Genomic DNA, 21,771 nt, shown 5'->3' with positions numbered 1-21,771 from the left:
GTTTCCAGGTGTGGACGAGGTGCCGCTCGCACCTCGTCCGGGACCGACTACCAGCAGGTGAACCCTGCATCGACGTTGACGATCGCCCCGGTCATGAGGCTGGCGGCGCCTGATGCAAGGAAGAGGACCGCGCTGGCAACCTCCTCCGGCGTTCCCATTCTTCCCATCGGCGTGTCGGCGAGCCAGAGCGGGATACGCTCCCGATTGGCTTCGACGGCCACCACCATCGGCGTTTCGATGTAGGTAGGCGCGACGGCGTTTACCCTGATGCCATGATGCGCCCACTCGGCGGCCAACGAACGCGTGAGGTGATGGACCGCCGCCTTGGAGACGTTATAGGCCGTCTGAGGCTGGGGCCGGTTGCAGATGTGCCCCGACATCGAGCCGAGGTTGACGATGGCGCCGCGTTTCATCGAAATCATGGAACGACCGAAGGCGCGCGAGCACCAGAAGACGCCGTTGAGATTGACGTCCATCATGCGCAGCCAATCGGCGTCGGTGAGATCCTGCGCCGGGATGCCGCTTTGGCCAATTCCGGCATTGTTCACCAGGATGGTCGCCGGCCGCCCGCCAACGGCAAGCTCGGTTGCGATTGCGTCCATTCGGGCCGCGTCGGTGACGTCGCCGACCCGGACTTCGATGTCGTAGCCTCGGTCGCGCAGCGCAAGCGCTTGCTCAGCGTCGGCCTCGCTGCGTTCGATGACGACGACGGCGGCGCCCGCCTCCGCCAGCGCCTCGGCGCAGCAGAGCCCAATTGCGCGCCCTCCTCCGGTGATCACCGCCCGTTCGCCGTCGAGGCGAAATTTCTGCTGGTAGCTCATCTCACGTCTCCTCAAATGTCAAAGGCGCTTGGCAGCACGACGATATCGCGGATGGTGACGTTGCGCGGCCGGGTCAGCATGAAGATGATCGCGTCGGCGACTTCCTTGGGCTCGATCAAGGCTCCGGCCTCCTTGGCCTTGCGAAGGTTTTCCTCCGGCCAATCCGCAAGCAAAGCGCTGATCACCGGCCCTGGAGAAACCGATCCCACACGAATGCCACTTTTCAGAAGCTGGCGCCGCATCGTCTGGACAAAACACGTCATCGCCCATTTCGACGACGAATAAACCGGTTCCCATGGAATCGCCGAGTGTCCGGCGACGGAACTGGTGACGACAATGTCGCCGGTGCCGCGTTCGATCATGTGCGGAATGACGTTTCGAACGTTCTTGATGACGACATTGACGTTGAGATTGAGCATCCGATCGATGGTATCGAGATCGGTCTCCATCAGGTCGCCGCCGATATAGGTGCCTGCATTGGCATGCAGGATATCGAGCTTGCCCGTCTTCGACAGGATGCCCTCGAGCAATCCCGCGCACTGGTGCGGATCCAGCAAGTTGAGCACCAGCGGAATAGCGCGCTCGCCAAGCCGGGCACAAACCGTCTCAAGGGCCTTCTCATCGCGGTCCACCAGCACGACCGTCGCGCCAGCTGCGAGCATTGCCTCCGTCGAAGCGAGCCCTATTCCGGACGCAGCACCCGTGACCGCCGCGATCTTCCCATTCAATTCCGTCATCGATTTTTCCTCCTGTCTTGATTCTGATTGCTATTTATTCCCGACGCCGCAGGCGGCGTGATAGTCTGCAAGACTCTTCGTCACCCTCCAGATCAAAACCTGTTCCGGATCGAGCGGCGCATCTGCGAATTCCTGTGCGGCCGGCATGTGCTGCCAAAACAAGGGCAGCGGTACGATTTGCCCTCGAAGCGCCTCACATAGCTGCCGGACGGCATCTTGGGCTTCAGCCGACGCCCAATAATAGCGAATGCGGTCAGACAGCGAATAGTGCCGCAACCAGCGCATCTCGGCGTTCGTGCCGTGGTAGTGGCGGCTCCAGTTGCCCGGCTGATCGAGCATCAGCGCCTCCATCGCCACATAGAGCGGACGCTGGCCGTAATCGGGCAAGAGGTCAGAGGCGATCGCATCCAGTGCGTAGAGCGCCTCGCGCAGGACGAAGGTCAGCTCGGGACCGACCTTCAAAATGGGAAAGCCGTCCTCCACCAGCGCGGTCAAGGGCCGGGTTCCCTGATAATCCGTCGAGTGCGCCTCGAAGACGAACTGCGGCTCCTCGGTGAGCACCGATTTCAGCGCGTCTATCTTGCTGCGATCATAATGGATGACATTCTGATTGCCGAACTCGACGCCCGGCTGAACGACCAGACCGATGGCCCGTCCAAACGCTTGCCCGAGTCCGGCCTCCGCAAAGATCCGGCGGTGGACTCCGATCGTCTTCAGCGCCGCTGCGGCCGCCGTCGGTTCGATCGTTGTCAGGGCGTGGTCGGCTCCACCCGGCGGTGGCACTTCGGTGCCGATGACATAAACCGGCATTGCGCCGCCGCTCTTCTTCGCCGACGCCTCGGCGACCGCCGCAAGCCGGGCGGCGCGATGGGCGGTGGTTTCGTCGTCGAGCGCCGCCGGCTCGCCCCTGCAGCCCATCGAGGCGTCGAGGTGAAGCTTGCGAAACCCTGCCTCGACATAGGCGGAAACCATCTTCTCCGCCTCGGCCATGGCCTCTTCGGCCGGGCGGTCGCGCCAAGGATTGGGGCCGAGGTGATCGCCACCGAGAACGATCAGATTTTCGGGGCACCCCTCCTCGACTGCTATTTTGCGGACGAGGGACGCGAAGTCGCTTGGCGTCATCCCGGTGTAGCCGCCGAGGTGGTTGACCTGGTTGCAGGTCGCTTCGATCAGGACGGTGCTTGCCTGTTGCCGCCCGTGTCGGAGTGCTGCTCGAAGCACGATGGGATGGGCCGAGCATACGGAGGTCACGCCTCTGGGGTGGCCTTCGATCCTCAGCCTGGCCAGTTCGTTGAGATGCACCTGCATCACGGGCGCCTTTCCGTTGAAGCGATAAACGCGTCGAGTTCTTGCTGAGTGCCGGCACCTTCCATCGGACCGAGGACCGTCACGTTGCGGGCGCCGGCGGCGGAGGCATAGGTCAGAGCTTGCTGCGGAGACATTCCGAGCCGCCGGCAGGTGAGATAGGCACCCCCGAAGCAGTCGCCGGCGCCGGTGGGGTCGACCTCTTGAACGACAAATGCCGGAGCGTCGATGCGGTCTCCGTCTCTGCCGAAATAGGTCGCGCCTTCGGCTCCGCGCTTCAGCACGATCTCTTTGACGCCCACCTCGAACAAGCGGCGGATCGCGTCTGCCTCCCCTTCGACACCTGCGGCACGCTCAAGCTCCTCTCCGGACGGCAGAAGCAGATCGGCGGCAGCGACAAGCTTGGAAAAGCGGCGCTCGGTATTCTCATCCAGCTTCAATTCCTTGCGAATGTTCGGATCTACCGAGAGCGTTCCCCCGCGTGCCTTGACGATGTCGACCGCCTTGTCGATCACCTCACGCGCACTGGGGACCGACAGCGCGGAACCCATCACGTGAAGATGCCCGCTCCGATGGATGAGATCGCCGACCGTTTGAGACCAGCCGAAGCGCGCAGCTGCTGATGTGGCGATGTTGTAGACGAAATCCCGGGAGCCATCCTTGCGGTAGCGAACGAAAGCGCTTCCCGTGGGATAGTCCGGATCGATCGAGATCGTCGAAACATCGACGCCGTCGCGTTTGAGGCGATCGGTATTGACACGACCGAAATCGTCATCGCCGACGGCGCCGACCATTGCGGCCTTACCGCCGAGGCGGCCGCATTGGGAGATGAAGATCGCCGGCGCTCCGCTCGCGAACGGACCGACGAGCGGCTGGGCTTCGAGAAACCCGTCTCCGACCGTCGTGGCGACGATCTCGACGAGGATCTCCCCTACGCAAACGGTGGGACCAAGCGGGTCCGGAGCCAGTACTGAAGTCATTTGCAATCCTGCTTTCGATCGTTCTTGTCGTCAACTCGTCGCCGACTGGATCGGCGCACCGTCCTCGCCGCCGAATTCCTCGCTCTCCAATGACAGAAAGCGCTGGTGCAACATGCACGCCGCCCCGAAGGCGGAACCGAACTCCGCATCATCGTCCACGACGATGTCAGGCGTGGGGAAAGGTATACTCTGGCCCTCCGACATGTGGACCGCCACGCGGGCGGCCACCATCGGGTAGAGGGATGCCACGGAGCCACCCAGCACGATCCTGTCGGGGTCGAGCAAACGACAGGCCTGCAGCAATGCGTAAGCGAGATGGCGCGACCAGGTTTCGGCGATATTGACCGCGGCCGGGACGCGATCATGAACGTCGCCAAGGAACTCCTGCAGATCGACGTGCTTACGTCCAATAGCCTCGCGATACTGCCTGATCAGCACTTCGCGACCGATCAGCTGCTCAAACTTCTGACCGCCGCTTCCCGGCACCAGAGTGTGGCCGATTTCTCCCGCCAGGCCGTGGCCGCCCCGGAACAGTTTGCCATCGATCATGATGCCGCCGCCGACGCCGGTTTCCATCAGCAGGAACAGGGTCACGCCTGAGACGCCGTGACGATAGCTGTCGCCGATCGCAAAGGCGTTGGCGTCGTTTTCAACCGCGATCGGGACGGTGGCCGGGAAAGCAGACCGCCCAACCTCCTTCAACGACACCTCCCGCCAGCCGATGATGGGTGCGAGGGTGACGATTCCGTCCGGCCGGATGTGGGCCGGCGCCGATATGCCGAGACCCTTGCACCGTCCGATCATCCCCTTCGCCATTGCGCCTATGATCAGCTCGACGCCCTGCGCCACGGCCTCCTCCACGGTCGACGACGGCGTGTCGAACGCGATTTTCCGACATGCCCGGACTTCAGCGGAGAGATCGACAACTGCAGCCGATATATGCTCGACGCCAATCTCTATCCCGACGAAGAATGCGGCATCGGGCACAAGTTCGAGCATGATGCCCGGGCGCCCGGCACGGGAATGTTCCAGGCGCTGCTTGCCGCTCTCGTCCGACTCCTGAACGAACCCGCCTTCCGTGAGTTCGGCGACGATCTCTCCCGAGGACGAGCGATTCATCCCGAGCTTCCGGGCGAGATCCGCCCGGCTGAGGCTTCGGTGGGCATAGATCGTCTGCAAGGCGGCGACGATATTATTCTGCCGGATCCTGCGCGGCGAACTTCCGATGGAGACGGTGTCGTTCATATTTCAATTCCCTTCAGTCGGCCCAACCCTTACACGACTGGAACAGGCTGTCAGAGGGATAATCAGGGCCGCGCGTTTGTGGCGCGGCGGCGCTTGGCCTCGTCATATTTCAGCTCGATGTAGCGCTTCGCGTGCGCCGCGAGCGGATCATTATCCTCCCAGGTGTCGCGCCAGATCGCGCAGGCGAGCGACAGGCCTTCGTCCACGACCGTCGTCGAGAAGCTTTCGAACACGATGTCGCGCTTGTAGTCGATGTCGAGCAGAGCGTCGAAGATCAGATCGAAGTTGATGACGCCGTCGCCGAGATAACCGCGGTTACTCTCGCCGATGTGGAAGTAACCGATCTTGTCGCCGGCCAGGCGGATCGCCGCGGCCGGATTGGCTTCCTCGATATTCATATGGAACGTGTCGAGGTGGAGACGGACATGCTCCGATCCGGTCTCGGCGATGAACTTCAGCCCCTGCGCCGCCGTATTCAGCAGGTTGGTCTCGAACCGGTTGACAATTTCCAGGACGAGGTCGACGTTCGCTTGTCTCGCGACTTCGGCTGTCGCGGCGATCGCGGCGACGCTGTTGTCCCAGCCCCTCTTCGTCGGCTGGCGATTGTACTTGGTGTGCGCGGAATAGAGAATTCCACCCAGCTTGTTGCCGCCGATATCACGGACCGCACGAACGGCGTCGGCCAGCGTCTGCTTGCCGGCAGACACGGCAGAAGCGTCCTCGCTCGATACGTCCCTGTCGAGCGGCAGACCCATCGTCACGCCAATCTCGACGTCAAGCGACTGCGCAAGCTTTGCAAGTCGATCGAGATTGAATTTCTCGGGGCGCAGATAGGCAAATTCGATGGTGCGATATCCGTGTTCGGCCGTCTTGTTCAGGGCCATCTCCAGCCCTTCCTGCGTTTGGCCGCCTGTCCATACAAATGAATGGATACCCAATCGACGCATAGCCTTTTCCTCCAAAAAATGCCTTTGGCTGTGGACAGTGCTATGCCATTTAGTTTGGCAAGACAACAAATAATTTTAACGGCAATTTTTGTGCTGCTTTGCGAAATTACCTTGCAATGCAATATATTACACTTCTTGCGATTTGCATCACACCCTCCGCCGGAAATTAGTTTCTGCAAAAATCAATGGGATAGATCAACGATTTGCATGGTTAAACAACAAATGTTGCGTCGCCAGTTTTTTTGGCCTACACAAAGGACCGGCGAAATGATCTCGCTGCACTTTGGGAGGATTGAAAATGAATTATGCTTTGAAGGCCAGCGCGCTTGCGCTGACGCTCGGCCTCGCCACGACTGCTTCGCCGGCCTGGGCTGACTTCTGGTCCGACGCCGGCGCCAAATTCAAGGGCGTGACACTGCACGGCGTCACCGAGAGCACCCCGCCATCGAACTACATCAGGACCGTGCTCGCTCCGGAATTCGAAAAAAAGACCGGCATCAAGGTCGACATCGAGACGACGTCCTGGGATCAGATGTATGACAAGGCCATCAAGGACATGGAAGCCAAGACCGGCATCTATGACATGGTCTATATCGAGCAGGACATCATCTACTCCTATCTGGCCAGGAATTTCCTCGTCGACATCACGAAGACGCTGAAAGACCAGCCGGATCTGAAGGCGCCGACCTACGACGACGCCAATTTCACCAGCTTTGCCGACTACTTCAAGGACTCGAGCGGCGATCTCTTCGGCGTTCCGATGGAAGCCTTCCTGAAGGCGTATCTCTATCGCAAGGACCTCTTCGACGATCCGAAGATCAAGGAAGCCTTCAAGAAGGAAACAGGCAAGGACCTGAAGCCGGCGACCACACACGCGGAATATACCGAGATCGCCGACTTCTTCACGAAGTACGGCAAGGACAACGGCATGGAGCTCTGGGGCACGACGGCTCAGGCACATACAGGCCATCCGGCGTCCTGGTATGAATTCTTCGAGTCCATCGTGCCGACCTTCGGCGTCTACAATTGGGGCATCGACGCCAAGAACAACTATGCGGCGACGGTCGAACATGGCGGCGCGATGAACAGCGACAAGGCGAAGGCGGCGTTGAAGTACTGGCTGCACCTGCGCGACATCGCTCCTCCGGAATCGACGCAGTCAACCTGGACGGAAACCGCAACGACCTTCGCCGCGGGCCGTGTCGCCCAGGGACTGATCTACGGTGAGAATGCCGCGTGGATCGCAAGCGATCCGGCGCAGTCGAAGGTGGTCGGCCAGGTCGGTTTCGCTCTGCCGCCGCTCGAGCCGGGCGTGCTGGACGACGCGAAAGCCGGAAAGGGCTATATCGGCTATTACGATGGCGGTGCCTTCGGCGTGCCGGTCACGTCCAAGAACAAGGAAGCGTCACTGCTGTTCCTCGAATTCATCGGCCAGAACGAAGTGCAGCCCGATTGGGCCATCGCCGCACCGCGCATCACCAATGCGGCGACGTTCGACGATCCGAAGGTGAAGGAGATGGACGCCAAGCTCGGCGGCTTCTACACGATGCTGAAGGACGACGGCAAGCTCTTCGCCGGCGCTCCCCCCTACCCCTTCCACGCTCAGGTGCGTGAAGCGACCGCTCCTATCTTCTACGACATCCTGACCGGCAACATCGGGCCTGATGAAGGCCTCGACCAGATGGCGGCCAAAGCCGAAGAAGAGCTCACCTCGCTCGGCTATCGCAAATAAAACATCCTCCCCAACTTGACGGGTCGTTCCGACGACCCGTCATCTTCCGTTCCCAGATGGGCCGGACATCCACATAGTGTTCAATGGGGGGTAGGCGATGCATTCGCAGAAGCTCGGGTGGCTGTTGCTGTCACCGACCATAGTGATCCTCGGACTGTTCGGGATCTTTCCGTTCATCTACGTCCTCTGGGTCTCTTTCCATTCATGGAACCCGTTCGCGGCCAATCCGGGCATGATCTTCAACTGGGCTGAGAACTATCGGCGGCTCGTCTTCGACCCGCAATTCCTGGCATCGCTCGGCATCACCCTGGCATTCGTTTTCTTCGCGGTCGTGTCGGAACTGGTCCTCGGCTATATCCTCGCCCAGGCGCTGCTCAAGGACTTTCCCGGAAAAGCGGTGTTTCGCACGATCCATACTCTGCCGCTGATCATGGCGCCGATCATCGTCGGCTCGGTCTGGAAGCTGATGACCACCCCGTCCATCGGCATCATTCCCTATCTTCTGAGGAGCTGGTTCGGCTACGATCTGAATATCGGCCAGAGCGCCGTTGCGGCCTTCACCGTCACTGTCATCATGGATATCTGGCACTGGACGCCGCTCGTCACCCTCTCGCTGATCGCCGCACTCGTCTCGCTTCCATCAGACCCGTTCGAGCAGGCGCAGATCGACGGCGCCGGCAAGAGCCAGATCTTCTGGCACATAACGCTGCCCCTGATCCGCCCGGCCCTGCTCGCCACGGTGTTCATCAGGCTGATGGACGCACTGCGCACCGTCGACGAAGTCCTGATGCTGACCGGCGGCGGCCCGGGCTCATCGACGCGCTACATCGGCGTCCATATCTTCAGGGAAGTCTTTCCCAAGACGAATTACGGCTACGGTTCGGCGATCTCCGTCATCGTCCTCTATCTCACCATCGTCGTCTGCTGGCTGCTCTATGTCGGCCTGATTGCACCCCGCGTGAAGAGAGGTTGAAGCGATGAAGACCCGTTTTCCCTGGCTTCCGGTCGTCCTCTGGACCTTGATAAGCTTCGTCACCCTTTTCCCGATCTACTGGCTCTTCGTCATATCGGTGAAACAGCCGTTCGACCTGTTTTCGACGCCCGATGTCATTCTCCGGAGCTTCTTCTGGAAGAATTACCAGGACGTGCTGACCAATCCGACCTTGCGCGGATACATGCTCAACTCGCTGATCATTTCGTCGGGCAACGCGCTGCTCGTCACCACGCTCGGCTTCCTTGCCTGCTACGCCCTGACGCGCTTCGACCTCGCCGGCAAGGAAAGCATCTTCTTCTGGACGATCACCAACCGCATGGCGCCGCCGGCGGTTTTCCTCCTGCCGCTTTTCCTGCTTTTGACGCAGGTCTACAGGATCGGCGACTTCTCGCTCGCCGATTCCAAGTTGGGCATGATCCTGGTCTATTGCTCCTTCAACCTTCCCTTCGCGATCTGGACGCTGCGCCCGACCGTGGAAGGCATTCCGAAGGAATTGGACGAGGCGGCCTATATGGACGGCGCGAGCCCATGGACCGTGCTCTATGATATCATCTTTCCTTTGGCACGGCCCGGACTTGCGGTGACGCTGATCCTAACCTGGGTGTTTGCGTGGAACGAATATCTGCTGGCGGCGACGCTCACCAACTTCCATGCGCGGACACTCACCACCGGCCTGTCGGAATATGTGACGACGACGGGGACGGCCTGGGGCATCATGGCCGCGATCTCGATGCTGACATTGGTTCCGGCGCTCATCGTCTTTTCGGTTGTCCAGCGTCACATCGTCGCCGGCCTGACCTTCGGTGCCGTGAAAGGATGAAGCGATGACGTCTCAATCAGAAAATAACGAACCCAAGCCAGGCTTCCTGCCAATCGAAACGAACTGGTTCGACCGGCTCTTCATCTCGATCGTGATCTGGGTCGCGCTCTCCCTGTTTTGGATGCGGTTCATCGAGCCGTTCGGGCTTTCCGTATGGTTCGCGGCGGCAATCTCGGCAGTCCTTGGCGCCTATATCGTCTGGAAGGGATGAGGCGATGAATTCCGTCAACGACATCAAGTCACAAATCGTGCTGCTTTAGGGGGAACGACATTGGCAAACGTACAGGTTAGCGACGTCACCAAGAAATATGGCTCTCTTCAGGTCATGCATGGCGTCAGCGTCGACATCGAGGACGGCGAATTCGTCGTGCTGGTCGGTCCATCCGGCTGCGGCAAATCCACCCTGCTCCGGATGATCGCCGGGCTGGAGACGGTCAGCAGCGGAGATATCCGGATCGGCAGCCGTGTCGTCACCAATGCTCCCCCGAAGGAGCGTGACATCGCGATGGTGTTTCAGAGCTACGCGCTCTATCCCCATAAGACGGTCGCCGAGAATATGGGCTTTCCGCTAAAGATGGCCAAGCGACCGAAGGCGGAGATCGCCGAGAAGGTCGGCAGGGCAGCCGAGATCCTCGACCTGACACGTTATCTCGACCGCTATCCGAAGCAACTGTCGGGCGGACAGCGTCAACGCGTGGCGATGGGCCGCGCCATCGTCCGCGATCCACAGGTCTTCCTGTTCGACGAGCCGCTGTCGAACCTCGACGCCAAACTCCGCGTCACCATGCGCGTCGAGATAAAGGAGCTTCACCAGCGGCTGAAGACCACCACCGTCTACGTCACGCACGATCAGATCGAGGCGATGACGATGGCCAACAAGATCGTGGTGATGCGCGACGGCAGGGTCGAGCAGATCGGCAAGCCTCTTGATCTCTACGACTTCCCGGTCAACCTCTTCGTCGCCGGCTTCATCGGCAGCCCATCGATGAACTTCCTTCAGGGCCGCATAGCCACAAGCGACGGCAGGAAGATCGTCGTCACCGACCAGGGCATCACTCTTCCGCTGGCGGACACAAATGCGGATGAAGGACGAGCCGTGACCTACGGTATCCGACCGGAGCACATCACGATCGGCGAAGAAGGCGTTCCGGTCGAAGTCTCGGTGTTCGAGCCGACGGGTTCAGAGACATTGATCTTCGGTCGCACGGGAGGCGTGCCGATCGACGCCCTGATCCGCGAGCGCATCGAGGTCGATCCCGGACGGACGATGTACTTCCACATAGATCCCCGACGTGCGCATATCTTCGATCGGGAAACAGGCCAGAGACTGTAGGAGGACGACGCATGGAGTTCAAAGGAAAGACGGTGATCGTGACCGGCGCCGGCAAAGGCATCGGACGTGAAATTGTAAGGATGCTCGTCGAACGGGGTGCGCAGGTCGTCGCCCTGACCCGCAGCGGCGCCGACGTCGAAGCGCTGCGAGGGGAATTCGGCTGCCGGGCAATCCAGGTCGATCTCGCGGATGCCGATGCGACCAAAGAGGCGGCGATCGCTGCCCTTCCCGCAGATTTCCTTATCAACTGCGCCGGCACGACCGAGCTTCAGCCGTTCCTGGAGACAACCGTCGAAGCATTCGACCGTCTTGTCGCGGTCAATACGCGCGCTCCGATGATCGTCGCCCAGGAATATGCCCGTTCGCTGATCAAGGAAGGCCGTCCAGGCGCCATCGTCAATGTCTCGTCGGTCGCATCCTTCGTCGGCATCCCCGATCACGCCGCTTATTGCGCGTCCAAGGGTGGATTGGATGGCTTGACGCGGGTCATGGCAAAAGAGCTCGCGCCTCACGGCATCCGCGCGAACGGCGTCCACCCGACGGTGACGTTGACACCAATGGCGGTGAAGGCATGGAGCGATCCCGAAAAGGCCGCGGGGATGATGAAGCGAATTCCGGTCGGACGCTTCGCTGAGCCGGTAGACATTGCCGAGGTTGTTCTTTTCCTGCTGTCCGACCAGGCTGCCATGGTGAACGGCATATCGATGCCGGTGGACGGCGGTTACATGATTGCCTGAAGTTCAGGACTAACGTGCAGTCCGGCCCTGCCGAGTAGTACGATCCTGCGATTGCAATACGGGAACCGGCGAGGTTGACCGCCGCACCAACCGGCGCAGCTCATCTTGATCAACGAAGTGATCCGTCACTCCTGCCTCCTTATCCGGATGACTGAAGACAAGACCGTCGGAATCCTCAAGCTTCAAAGCTTGCTCCGTATTCATGATCCCCAGTGCCTGGCGCTCGTACTCGGACTCGAGCGCCGCCTCGACGATGGCTTTTTTCTTGCGCATGTCCATTTCCTCCGTTGCTCAATGGTAACGGACGGGCGGAGTCGCGGTTCCCATCAGGCGATCACGATATGAGACCCGTTGACACGACCGCCCCGTCGAGACCCGGCCATGCATCGCGCCGGCCAAGCTGATTTTTGCCCTCGCTGCGGGGTTAGGCGCTGCCACCAGCATGCCACTACGGCCGCCAAACACGAAAGCGGCCACATTTATCGCGACCGGCGCGATAAGTGTTCATGCCCGGGGAGCCTTCAACGCGCTGGCTCAGGCGCACCCCTTGAGGCTCCAGAGCAACGCCGGCAAGATGGGTAGAGGAGCTGCGATCGTTTCGACTGGCTTTTTATTCGTCAAGCAGTTCCCGCATCGAGAAATATTTTGACAATTAGCAAATTCTCACGAATTCGACCTCCAACAGCTTTCCTAATTTTTCGATGCTGCTCCCAATGTGTCCGACGCCGACTGCGCAATGATGCGCCGGTCCTTCGGCGTTCCAATTCTCGACGAACGCGCGCGCCCCGATTGGAAATTGATAGCGGCTGTTGGTGTTTCCAATTTCCAGGATCGGCCCGGGCACCGATTGTCCTTCGGCGCACAACAGCTTCACTTTTCCGGCGCACTCCACCACGGAGAGCAGTGTGACCGGGCCATTCTTAACCGACATTTCGACGCTAACGCCGGCGCCGACCTTACCGTGATAGACCTCCAGAGGACGGATCTTGGTTCGACCCTCTGCAATTTTGGTATGGCCTGGGCCATCATGGCCCATCAGGACCACATCTGCTTCGAAATCCATTGCATAATATTCGGTGAAGGAACCTCCGGCGCCAAAGCTGTCCATGATCTTCATGGCCTGCGCGTTCTTGATCTCATATTCGCCAGCAACGGGTATGCCTTCGGCGGTGAGCATCGAACAACCAACGATTACCGACGTGATGACGTCCTCGTATTCATGCCCGGACACCGATTCATGATAATAGGCGAGCGAGCCGAGACGCTTCGCGTCGACGAGTTTGCGCAGCGCGACAGCAGTTCTTGCCGCCCGCGCCAGTTCGTCCGGATCGCAATCCGGCTGCACGTCGAATTCCGTTCGGATTCTGTCCAAGCAGGCCGCCACTTCCGCCTCGCCAACGTCGCGTCTGAGGCGTGCTAGTTCGTCAATCTCCACCACTTCGATGTGTGTCCCGAATGCCGTGCTTTGAGCTGTGAGATCGGAATAGATATCGAGCATGCCGTTGTAATAGCGCCCCATGACGCCAAGGCGATTATGCGACATGACTTGGGCTACCCGTGCGGCCTCGATCCACTCCTCGATCTCGTTGTCGACAAACGGGTCATCGTTGAGAACGCCTGTTACTTGGTGGAACCGAATGCCCGCTCGAGTGAACACATTGGCAATCTCGGGCACCGGGCATGCAGCGCAGTGCGCCAGCCACTCGCCGGTCATGGCAGTCCTATTGCCGAGTGCGTTGAAGGACGCGTAATCGATCGCACCAGCCGGCTGCAGATTCAAAATAATGACCGGCACCTTTGCACGCCGAACAACCGGCAAGACGGTCGACGATAGAGCGTAGGTGGTGATGTAAAGGAAAATGATATCGACATCGGCCTGGCGAAACAAATGGCCGGCATCGACGGCCTTCTCCGGCGTATCGACGAGGCCAAGATTGACGACTTCGACCCCAGGCCGTTCCAGCTTGGACGCGACGACATGTACATATCCGCGCAGCCTTGCTTCGAGGCCGTCAAACTGCGGCCAATAGGCCTCCAGACCGATCCCGAACAGGCCGGCCTTCAAAGGGCGATCAGACATTCCATTTTCTCCTGGAATTATAGCGGGGTCAGCCCTGCAGGCGGACACGAAGCTGGTCGAGGCCCACGGCCAGAAGCAACACGACACCGCGCGTGACATCCTGCCAAAAACTGGACACGTTCATGAGGGTCAGGCCGTTGTTCAGAGTTCCGAGGATCAGCACCGCAATCAGCGTACCCCAGACGCTTCCCCGCCCGCCAAAGAGGCTCGTGCCTCCAAGAATGATCGCGGCGATGATCGTCAGCAGATGCTGACTTGCTGCATTCGGGGCTGCCGCGCCGAGCATTGCTGCAAGAATGATACCAGCGGCAGCGCCTGAAATGCCCGAGATCACGTAGAGGATCATCTGGGTGCGCTCGACCGGCACGCCGAGAAGGCTGCTGGCCTCGGGATTGCCGCCGGTTGCGTACACAAACCGTCCGAACGGCGTCTTGGCAAGCACGAGCCAAAGGACGGCAAAGACGATCAGCATGACGATGACGGGAAACGGCACGAAAAAGATGCGACCTGAACCAAGCCAGTTGAAGGCCGGCACGAAAAGCGGCTTGCTCAAGCCACCCGTCATGACCATCGACAGGCCCGAGAAGATGCTCATCGTCCCGAGTGTCACAATCAGGGGATTGAGGCGCAGCTTGGTGACGATCACGCCATTCAAAATTCCGACCCCGGCGCCGATGACCAAGGCTGTCAGGCATCCAACCCAGATATTGATCCCGTTGGAATGCATCAATGCGACGATGACGCCGGCCAGTCCGGCAACGGCAGCCACCGACAGGTCGAGTCCACCGCCTATGATCAGCGGCGTTCCGGCTGCGGCCATGAGCCCGATAAAGGCCATGTTCGTGCCGATATTGGCAAGATTGCTCACCGACAGAAAGAACGGCGACAGCATAGCGAAAGCCGCGAGAAGGATGACATAGAAGCCCAGCAGGACCACGATCCCGGCGACCGGTCTGGCAAGGATCTCCGTCATCGACTGGCGTTGGCTGGTCGGCTTGGGTTCGCCCGCAACGATCGAGTTTGACTTGTTCATGCTTTCTCCAATTCGTTCGCAGCAGACACGGAGTGCGACTCCGCCGCCTGCATCAGCTCGGCGGCCGATGCATTGGCTCCCAGTGTGGCCACGGCCCGGCCTTCTTCGAAGACGATCGCTCGGTCGGCAAGACCGGCGACCTCCTCAGCGTCCGATGAGACGAGGAGTATGCCCAATCCGTTCGCTGCGAGCCGGCGGATCTCCTCATAAATCTCTCGTCGAGCGCCGAGGTCGACCCCGCGGGTCGGTTCCTCGAGAATGAGCAGCTTGGGGTCGCCGAGCAGCCATCGCACCAGGCACACTTTCTGCTGGTTGCCGCCGGACAGGAGTCTTATCTTCTGCTCCGGACCCGTCGTCTTGACGCGCAGGGTGCGGATCCAGTGTTGCGACATTACCCGCTCCCGATTGTCATCAACGAGCCCGAAGCGCGTAAACCGCGTGAGGTAAGGAAGGGTCGTGTTGGTACGGACGGTGAGGTTGGCAATCAGGCCTTGCCGCTTGCGCTCGGCTGCAACGAAACCGATACCGCTTCGAATGCTTGCCCGCGGGTTCGACAACGCCGTTTCGGCTGTCCCCATCCGGATTGAACGGACCTTCGCCCTGGGCTCCGCCCCATAAATGGCTCTGCCGACCTTCTCAATCCCGGAGCCGATCAGGCCGAACGCACCCAGGACCTCGCCGCGGCGCACCGAAAAGGACACGTCGCTGAGCCAGCCTGGCAGCGACAGTCCTTCGACAGTCAGGATCGTCTCGTCCGGCAGGAATTGCGACTTTGCCGGAAAAAGATCGCCGAGATCGCTTCCGAGCATCGCCCGCAGCACCTCTTCGTGACTGGTGGCGCTCGTCTGGAACTGGCCGCTCACCTCGCCGTCCCGCAACACGACGATCCGGTCGGAGAGGCGAAACACCTCGTCGAGGTAGTGGGAGATATAGATGATCGTGACGCCGTCGGCGCGAAGCGCGTCGATCACCCCGAACAGGGTTTCGGCATCTGCTTCTCCGAGTGCAGCAGTCGGTTCATCCATGATCAGAATACGAGCCTGGCCGGCCAATGCCCGGGCGATCTCGACGATCCGCTGCTCCGGAAGCGATAGCGATCCCATTCTCCGGCTCGCAGAGACATGACCGAGCTTCAGTCGGCCGAGCAGCGTCGTCGCCTGCCTCTGCATGGCGGCACGGTCGACGAAACTTATGCCGGCGATCTTGCGCTGGGGCATCGATCCCAACGCGATGTTCTCCGCGACCGACAAGTCCGGATGCACGGACAGTTCCTGCGGCATCAGGCGAATGCCCGATGCTATGGCCGCACGTGCCGACGTGATGTCGACTGCGGCCCCATCGATCTGTATCTGTCCGGCGTCGCAGGAATAGACGCCGGACAGGATCTTCATCAGCGTGGATTTGCCTGCACCGTTAGCCCCGAGCAGCGCCACGACCTCGCCAGCATCGGCCGAACAGGTGACGTTTTTCAGGACCTGCACGCCGGAGAAGGACTTCGTGACGTTGGTGATTTGGAGCCGCGCCACGCGGTTCTCCGTGCTCGATACAGTCTGCATCAGAATCGCCTCCGACCCCAGATCATTGCTTGGGGAGAATTGCCTCGTACCCCTTCAACCAATCCTCTTTTTTCAGACCAGAGAGGTAGCTTGCGAACTCTGCCTCGGGAAACGTGTAACCGTCGGCTTCGCCGGCGCACGCGAATTCCTTGTAGAATTTGCAGATGTTTGCCTTTGTTACCATCTGATGGGTGACGAAGGTTGCCTCCGGCACGGCCTTTCCGGCGAGCGCAGACAGCGCAATCGGAATGAGATAATTCCCGTAGCTGCCTGGAAACGAACCCGTCGCCGCCACGAGTTTCGGGTCCCTGGCAAGCGCCTCGGCTTCATCCGCGCCGTTGCCGACGGCGATGGCCTGATCAACACGTCCGGCTGCTCGGACGGCCTGCAGCATGCCCATGGTCGCCTGGTCGTTGATCGCGATGATCAGGATCGGCGCTCCTGGCGGAATGCGGCCGAGTACGTTGTTCATCTGGGTATAGGATTCCTGCAGCGTATTCTTCGTATCGATCTCGATGATGTGGTCGGCCGGGAAATCCTTGGTCAGGGCCAGGAAGCCGGCGCGCTGACCTTCCGTGCGCATGCGCGGGATGACGCCCGACTGGGGCAGTGCGCCGATGACGAGATAGCCGCTTTTTACCGTGTCCGCGCCAAATTGTTTTGCCGCAGCCGTTGCAAGGTAGGACCCGCCCATGAAACCGGACTTCGGATTGTTCACGCCGAAGAAACTTGCACCGGGCATGGGGATATCGATTGCCGTGACCTTGGTGCCGTCTTGCTTGAACACGTCCATCACGGTCTGACCGAAGTTTGCGTCGGTCTGAAACTCGATGACGTAGTCAACCTTGCGTTCGGCGAAAGATTTGGCATTGGCAAGCGCGGTCGGCCCATCGAGCCGGTTGTCGGCGACAACGAGTTCCACGCCGGCAGCATCGGCGTTTGCCTGAATGCCTTTCTCCACGAGCACGCCGAAAGCGATGTCACGCTGAAGATTGGCGAAGCCGATGCTGTACTTGCTGCCGTTTTTCGGAGGCGTCACTTTCGACGCGTCGGCGGCCATGGCCTTGAGAGCCTCGGCCGAAAGCATATTGCCGTCGAACTTCGCGGGATCGAACCCGTGGAAATCATCGGCATGGGCAGCAGATGCGGCGAGGCAAGCGGCTGCGACCAGCAGTCTGGCGTGAGTTTTCATATCTATTCTCCTCCCAGCCCCTACCCTCCCCGGCAGCGGCGATAGCTGATGCAATCAGCGTTTCGGCAAATTCGATCGACTTTGCCCTGACCTGATGACGGTACCATCGGCCCCACCTGTTGACACGACGCCAAAATCCACAAAAGTGATCATTTGCATACAAAAAATGATCCTAAAAAGGCGACGTCAAATGACGGAAAACTACTTCGTCTACATGCCTGACAGCAGAATTTCTGCAGCATGGGGCTGCACCGCTGTCTCGACGGGCTATTCGGTCATTGCGCCGCACTCCAGTTACCCTCCGAGCCGTCATCCGGACGACCATCATTTCAGCTGGTCTCGAGGCCGCATCCTTCAGGCCTATCAGGTCGTGCTGATCAGCGCCGGCAGCGGGAAGCTCGAATTCGGCAACCTGCGCCGACAGGTGCGCGTCACGGAAGGATCGATTTTTCTCCTGTTCCCAGACGTGTGGCACAGGTTCGCGCCCGATCGGCGAACCGGCTGGACCGAGCACTGGATAGAGTGCCGGGGAACCGCTTTCGATTTTGCAGTGGATGCTGGCCTCCTGCATGTCGAACGCCCGCTCAACCCGGCAAGCGATGAGATCAATCATGTGTTCGCCGCCATCCATGACCTGGCGCGGCAGGATCCTGTGCTTCATCAGCTGGTGATATCCACGCTCGGGTTGCAGCTCCTTGCGCTGCTCTGCCGGCCGGACGATCTGGCAAGCGGCGCCGGCGCGCGCCTCGTCGATCGGGCGCGCATGATCCTGATGGAGCGCTGCGGAACTTCACAATCGGTCGAGGATCTCGCAGCAGAGATGGGGGTGAGCTACCCCTATTTTCGCCGGCTGTTTCGTGAGCAAACCGGGATGTCGGCGAAACAGTATCAAATGAACGTCCGCGTTCAGCGAGCACGCGACTTCCTGGTAAACACCGACAAATCCGTAAAAGAAATCGCCGGCCTTCTCGGCTTTCATTCCGCCTTCCATTTTTCCAGCCAATTCAAAAATGCGGTTGGCTGCGCACCGACGGAATATCGTAGGACCTCTGAGAATTGAGAGGTCTGCCGATCCGTGGCACCGCGCGACCCCAGACGTCGCTCAGTCCGTCTTCGACGTCAGGAACCAGCGGCAGCGTGCTTGATATGGTCCGACAAGGCTGCACGCCGTTTCGCGGCGTAGAAACGAGAGCGGCGGCGCGTCGGGCAATGGGAACCGCAGTTTTTGGAAGACCTCTTATTTCATTGAAAGCTAATTTGAACTTCGTTAGCTTCCTTTGCGGGAGGACTACAATGCAACACATTGATTCGATTACTGCCGAGCCTATCGCAGCGGCGAAGGTCTGGTGCATCGCGGACTTCTGCTCGCAGCACCGATTGGATGGCAAGGAGCAAGCCAAGCTTACTGCTTTATTCGGTGAGTTCGCGACCATCAGCGAACTCGTCCACAATGTAACGCGTAGATCAAGGTTAAGGTGAAGAGGCCGACCCGGCGAAACGGCTGACGTTCCATGCGCTCACCTGGCCGGCGGCACCAGCGAGCGTGCGATATCGATGATGTCGTCACGCGAGGTGGTCGGGTCTTCCCTGTTCCAGGCCATCACGATATGAGGCCCGTTGAAACGAACGCCCCGTCGATACACGGCCCGCCATCGCGCCGGCCACGCTGTTTTTGGCCCTCTCCACCCCGTTTGGCGCGGCTACCAATGTGCTACCACGGCCGCCAAGCAGACGCCTTTTTCCAAGGCCAAAAGTTCGCTAATTATGCAAGGAAATCAAAGTGGTGCCCAGGACCGGAATCGAACCAGTGACACGCGGATTTTCAATCCGCTGCTCTACCAACTGAGCTACCTGGGCTAACCTGCTTCCGATGGCTCCTTTCAAGAAAGGAACCATGGGGCCTTGGTTCACCCCGGAAGCGAGCGGGGTTATAGCATCTTGTTCGCCCATGGCAAGCGTCAAATGACTCTTTTTTGACGGTCTTGCCGGCTTTGCGGATTCATGAGGAAAAATAAGAGCTTCGCGGGTGGATTTCTCTAGTTTTCCTCATCCGGATAATCGGCCTTCGTCTCGTCGTCGGCAACCGGAATGGCATAGGCGCCGGTCAGCCAGCGGGAGAGATCGGCCTCGCGGCAGCGGTTGGAACAGAAGGGATAATGTTCGCGGTGGGAAGGTTTGCCGCATTCGGGGCAAGGGCGCGTCTTGCGCAGCGGTTCGACCTTGGCGGCCGCTTTCTTGTCTTCAGGCATATCGGTTCATCCTATGGGATTAGCCGTCGGGCTCAGCCCTCGGGCCACCGGCTATGCACATCGAAGCCCTCGCCGGTCAAAAGCAAAATGGTTTCATAAAGCGGCAGGCCGACGACATTGGTGTAGGAGCCCACCATCTTCTGTACGAAGGTGCCGGCGAGGCCCTGGATGCCGTAGGCGCCTGCCTTGCCGCGCCACTGGCCGGAGGCCAGGTAGTTCTCGATCTCGAAGCCGGAGAGACGCTTGAAGCGCACCTTGGTCTCGACGATCTTCTGACGGACCTTACGATCCGGGGTCACCAGGCAAACGCCGGTGTAGACCATATGGTTGCGTCCCGACAAGAGATGCAGCGAGTTCAACGCCTCGTCGGCGAACTCTGCCTTGCCGAGAATGCGCCGGCCGACAGCGACCACCGTATCGGCAGAGAGGATATAGCTGCCCTTCCAGGTGATATCGCTCTTGATGGCGGCAAGGGCTGCTTCCGCCTTCTCCGCCGAAAGCCTGCGGGCGAGCGAACGCGGGTGCTCCGACTTCTTCGGCGCCTCGTCGATATCCATCGGCATAAGGCGCGACGGCTCGATGCCGGCCTGGTTGAGCAGGTCGACGCGACGGGGCGAGCCCGAGGCCAGAATGAGCTTGTATTTCAGCGCCATGGAACCTCGACCATCGTCAGACGGGAGCAAAAACCCTTGCGGGGACCTTCGGGCAAACTTACTTGAAACGGTAGGTGATGCGGCCCTTGGTCAGATCGTAGGGCGTCATTTCCACAAGTACCTTGTCGCCGGCGAGAACGCGGATGCGGTTCTTGCGCATGCGGCCCGCGGTGTGGGCAATGATCTCGTGTTCGTTTTCGAGCTTCACGCGGAACGTCGCATTCGGCAGAAGTTCGGTGACGATTCCCGGGAATTCGAGGACTTCTTCTTTAGGCATATAAGTGTTTTCTTCCTGTGCGTTGAATAGGCAGCGCAGCGCGCGCCTTTAAAATTTGGGCGGAAACTACACAATCAACGCAGGTTTGTGAACCTCGTTGATCAGGCTTTCCTTTATTTGTTTTCACGCCGATTGCGCGGCAATGCCATTTCGTTTGAGTAGCCGGCTTTCGATGAGGCCGGCCAGGTGATCGCGGACCTCGCGGTAGCTCTCCAGAATCTGCTCGCGCGTTCCGATTGCAACCGTCGGATCCATGGTCGGCCAATAGACAACGTCGATCGCATTCGACCGCGTCAGCTCGAGTGCTGCATGATGGGCCTGGGGCGACAACGTGATGATCAGATCGAAGTAATCATCCTCGAGCTCTTCCAGCGTCTGCGGCTGGCGGCGCCCAAGGGAAAGCCCGATCTCCTCGAGCACGGCATCTACGAAGGGATCGCGCTCGCCGGCGCGAACGCCGGCAGACCTGATATAGGTATTGGCCGGCAGAATGCTACGGGCGATCGCTTCGGCTATCGGCGAGCGGATGGCATTCATCCCGCACATGAAGAGGATGGCACCCGGCCGCTTTCCCTCCTCGACATCGGCGGCGCGCTCCATTGCCGTCATCCGCGCCAGTAGAGCACGCAGACCAGCGTGAAAAGGCGCCGGGCGGTATCGAAATCGACCTCTATCTTGCCGGCCAGCCTATCCTTCAGCGTCTGCGAGCCTTCATTGTGGATGCCGCGCCGGCCCATGTCGATCGCCTCGATGCGGCTCGGCGTCGACGAACGGATCGCTTCGTAATAGCTCTCGCAGATCATGAAGTAATCCTTGACGATCCGCCGGAAGGGCGTGAGCGACAGGATATGAGTGGCGACGCCGCCGCCCTCTTCAGTGGTGATGGCAAAAACCAGTTTCGAATCGACCAGCGAGATGTTCAGCCGGTAAGGTCCGCCGACATGGCCGAGCGGCTCGAACCTGTTCTCCTCGATCAAATCGAAGATGGCGACGGCGCGTTCATGCTCGACATCGGGCGTCGAACGGCCGATCGTATCGTCAAGAACGACGTCGCAAAGCCGGAATTCGCCCTTCGCCATG

General features: G+C 60.0%; 23 protein-coding genes, 1 tRNA gene and 1 pseudogene. 7 read left to right on the top strand and 18 right to left on the bottom strand.

The window, feature by feature from the left end; all coding sequences use genetic code 11:
- Positions 1–47 precede the first annotated feature (47 nt).
- From HFO71_RS07985 to HFO71_RS07960, 6 genes are all read right to left on the bottom strand, one after another.
- Positions 48–821: an SDR family NAD(P)-dependent oxidoreductase gene (locus HFO71_RS07985; RefSeq protein WP_221987787.1), complete on the bottom strand. Its 774-nt coding sequence runs from the start codon at positions 819–821 to the stop codon at positions 48–50.
- Positions 822–832: 11 nt separating this feature from the next.
- Positions 833–1,558: an SDR family oxidoreductase gene (locus HFO71_RS07980; protein WP_003545418.1), complete on the bottom strand. Its 726-nt coding sequence runs from the start codon at positions 1,556–1,558 to the stop codon at positions 833–835.
- A gap of 30 nt (positions 1,559–1,588) precedes the next feature.
- Complete coding sequence (locus HFO71_RS07975; RefSeq protein ID WP_168259475.1) at positions 1,589–2,866, bottom strand: D-tagatose-bisphosphate aldolase, class II, non-catalytic subunit; 1,278 nt, start codon at positions 2,864–2,866, stop codon at positions 1,589–1,591.
- Positions 2,866–3,843: a tagatose kinase gene (locus HFO71_RS07970; protein WP_131642146.1), complete on the bottom strand. Its 978-nt coding sequence runs from the start codon at positions 3,841–3,843 to the stop codon at positions 2,866–2,868. The genes HFO71_RS07975 and HFO71_RS07970 overlap by 1 nt, the downstream gene beginning before the upstream one ends.
- 30 nt (positions 3,844–3,873) lie before the next feature.
- Positions 3,874–5,088 (bottom strand): ROK family transcriptional regulator, encoded by a 1,215-nt coding sequence (locus HFO71_RS07965; RefSeq protein ID WP_077977533.1) that lies wholly within the window; start codon positions 5,086–5,088, stop codon positions 3,874–3,876.
- Positions 5,089–5,150: 62 nt separating this feature from the next.
- On the bottom strand, positions 5,151–6,035 hold the full coding sequence (locus HFO71_RS07960; RefSeq protein WP_017958932.1) for a sugar phosphate isomerase/epimerase family protein: 885 nt from the start codon (positions 6,033–6,035) through the stop codon (positions 5,151–5,153).
- A gap of 298 nt (positions 6,036–6,333) precedes the next feature.
- On the opposite strand from HFO71_RS07960, the gene HFO71_RS07955 reads away from it, so the two are divergent.
- From HFO71_RS07955 to HFO71_RS07930, 6 genes are all read left to right on the top strand, one after another.
- Positions 6,334–7,767 (top strand): extracellular solute-binding protein, encoded by a 1,434-nt coding sequence (locus HFO71_RS07955; protein WP_131642147.1) that lies wholly within the window; start codon positions 6,334–6,336, stop codon positions 7,765–7,767.
- Between the two features lie 97 nt (positions 7,768–7,864).
- Positions 7,865–8,740 (top strand): carbohydrate ABC transporter permease, encoded by an 876-nt coding sequence (locus tag HFO71_RS07950; protein ID WP_017958930.1) that lies wholly within the window; start codon positions 7,865–7,867, stop codon positions 8,738–8,740.
- Positions 8,741–8,744: 4 nt separating this feature from the next.
- Complete coding sequence (locus HFO71_RS07945) at positions 8,745–9,581, top strand: carbohydrate ABC transporter permease (protein WP_017958929.1); 837 nt, start codon at positions 8,745–8,747, stop codon at positions 9,579–9,581.
- Positions 9,582–9,585: 4 nt separating this feature from the next.
- Positions 9,586–9,792: a DUF2160 family membrane protein gene (locus HFO71_RS07940; RefSeq protein ID WP_003545406.1), complete on the top strand. Its 207-nt coding sequence runs from the start codon at positions 9,586–9,588 to the stop codon at positions 9,790–9,792.
- Between the two features lie 60 nt (positions 9,793–9,852).
- On the top strand, positions 9,853–10,914 hold the full coding sequence (locus tag HFO71_RS07935; protein WP_131642148.1) for an ABC transporter ATP-binding protein: 1,062 nt from the start codon (positions 9,853–9,855) through the stop codon (positions 10,912–10,914).
- A gap of 11 nt (positions 10,915–10,925) precedes the next feature.
- A complete protein-coding gene (locus HFO71_RS07930; RefSeq protein WP_131642149.1) occupies positions 10,926–11,651 on the top strand; it encodes an SDR family oxidoreductase in 726 nt (241 codons plus the stop codon).
- A gap of 9 nt (positions 11,652–11,660) precedes the next feature.
- On the opposite strand, the gene HFO71_RS07925 is transcribed toward HFO71_RS07930, so the two are convergent.
- The 5 genes from HFO71_RS07925 to HFO71_RS07905 form a co-directional block, all read right to left on the bottom strand.
- The gene (locus HFO71_RS07925) at positions 11,661–11,930 is read right to left on the bottom strand and encodes a hypothetical protein (RefSeq protein WP_025393102.1); all 270 of its coding nucleotides are present in this window, start codon (positions 11,928–11,930) and stop codon (positions 11,661–11,663) included.
- 373 nt (positions 11,931–12,303) lie between these two features.
- Positions 12,304–13,731 carry an L-arabinose isomerase family protein gene (locus HFO71_RS07920; protein ID WP_221987786.1) on the bottom strand — a complete coding sequence of 476 codons (1,428 nt, stop codon included), beginning with the start codon at positions 13,729–13,731 and terminating at the stop codon, positions 12,304–12,306.
- Positions 13,732–13,759: 28 nt separating this feature from the next.
- Positions 13,760–14,764 (bottom strand): ABC transporter permease, encoded by a 1,005-nt coding sequence (locus tag HFO71_RS07915; RefSeq protein ID WP_132613084.1) that lies wholly within the window; start codon positions 14,762–14,764, stop codon positions 13,760–13,762.
- On the bottom strand, positions 14,761–16,320 hold the full coding sequence (locus HFO71_RS07910; protein ID WP_221987785.1) for a sugar ABC transporter ATP-binding protein: 1,560 nt from the start codon (positions 16,318–16,320) through the stop codon (positions 14,761–14,763). Before HFO71_RS07910 ends, HFO71_RS07915 begins: the two co-directional genes overlap by 4 nt.
- A 22-nt stretch (positions 16,321–16,342) precedes the next feature.
- Positions 16,343–17,512 carry a sugar ABC transporter substrate-binding protein gene (locus HFO71_RS07905; protein ID WP_131642153.1) on the bottom strand — a complete coding sequence of 390 codons (1,170 nt, stop codon included), beginning with the start codon at positions 17,510–17,512 and terminating at the stop codon, positions 16,343–16,345.
- A gap of 190 nt (positions 17,513–17,702) precedes the next feature.
- Between HFO71_RS07905 and HFO71_RS07900 the strand changes: the two genes are divergently transcribed.
- Positions 17,703–18,572, top strand: coding sequence for a helix-turn-helix domain-containing protein (locus HFO71_RS07900; protein WP_245006886.1), 870 nt, complete (start codon positions 17,703–17,705; stop codon positions 18,570–18,572).
- A gap of 457 nt (positions 18,573–19,029) precedes the next feature.
- Here the strand turns inward: HFO71_RS07900 and HFO71_RS36175 are convergent.
- From HFO71_RS36175 to HFO71_RS07870, 7 genes and pseudogenes are all read right to left on the bottom strand, one after another.
- Positions 19,030–19,113: pseudogene (locus HFO71_RS36175) on the bottom strand (LysR family substrate-binding domain-containing protein); the annotation flags it as partial.
- Positions 19,114–19,293: 180 nt separating this feature from the next.
- A tRNA-Phe gene (locus tag HFO71_RS07895) sits at positions 19,294–19,369 on the bottom strand.
- A gap of 179 nt (positions 19,370–19,548) precedes the next feature.
- A complete protein-coding gene (yacG, locus tag HFO71_RS07890; RefSeq protein WP_012755993.1) occupies positions 19,549–19,761 on the bottom strand; it encodes a DNA gyrase inhibitor YacG in 213 nt (70 codons plus the stop codon).
- 32 nt (positions 19,762–19,793) lie between these two features.
- The gene (locus HFO71_RS07885; protein ID WP_020048403.1) at positions 19,794–20,414 is read right to left on the bottom strand and encodes a Maf-like protein; all 621 of its coding nucleotides are present in this window, start codon (positions 20,412–20,414) and stop codon (positions 19,794–19,796) included.
- 58 nt (positions 20,415–20,472) lie between these two features.
- Complete coding sequence (infA, locus tag HFO71_RS07880; RefSeq protein WP_003545338.1) at positions 20,473–20,691, bottom strand: translation initiation factor IF-1; 219 nt, start codon at positions 20,689–20,691, stop codon at positions 20,473–20,475.
- 123 nt (positions 20,692–20,814) lie between these two features.
- Positions 20,815–21,300, bottom strand: a complete 486-nt coding sequence (locus HFO71_RS07875) for an arsenate-mycothiol transferase ArsC (protein WP_025393094.1) — start codon at positions 21,298–21,300, stop codon at positions 20,815–20,817.
- Positions 21,297–21,770 (bottom strand): UPF0262 family protein, encoded by a 474-nt coding sequence (locus HFO71_RS07870; RefSeq protein WP_018493697.1) that lies wholly within the window; start codon positions 21,768–21,770, stop codon positions 21,297–21,299. The genes HFO71_RS07875 and HFO71_RS07870 overlap by 4 nt, the downstream gene beginning before the upstream one ends.
- Position 21,771: the final 1 nt, after the last annotated feature.

The organism is Rhizobium laguerreae (assembly GCF_019778565.1).
GTDB lineage: Bacteria > Pseudomonadota > Alphaproteobacteria > Rhizobiales > Rhizobiaceae > Rhizobium > Rhizobium laguerreae.
This window is presented reverse-complemented; position numbering and strand designations above follow the sequence as displayed.